Annotated in this window: 1 pseudogene; it reads left to right on the top strand. The window is 64.7% G+C overall.

The features are described from left to right. Positions 1-417 (top strand): annotated as a pseudogene (locus AC0L30_RS43120) (IS5/IS1182 family transposase); the annotation flags it as partial.

Raw genomic sequence — 417 nt, 5'->3', positions numbered from 1 at the left:
CAGCAGCAGCGCCAGCGCGGCTGGAAGCTTTATTCCTTCCATGCCCCGGAGGTGGAATGCATCGGCAAAGGCAAGGCCGCAGCCCCTTACGAGTTCGGCGTGAAGGCCTCCATCGTCACCAACAACCGCCGGGCGCCCGGTGGCCTGTTCGTACTGCACGCCAGGTCGCTGCCCGATAATCCTTACGACGGTCATACCCTGCGGGACGTCATCGACCGCACCGAGGCGCTCACCGGCTGTCCGATCGAGCGGGCCTATGTCGACAAGGGATATCGCGGCCACGACACGCAAAATCCCCGTCGCGTCTTCATTTCGGGCCAGAAGCGCGGCGTGTTCGGCACCATCAAGCGCGAGCTCCGGCGCCGCTCCGCCATCGAGCCCATCATCGGACATCTGAAGGCCGAAGGTCACCTTGGC

Source organism: Bradyrhizobium sp. MI1.11, from assembly GCF_055811255.1.
Note: the sequence above shows the minus strand (reverse complement) of the source record. Positions and strands in the feature narration are given on the sequence as shown.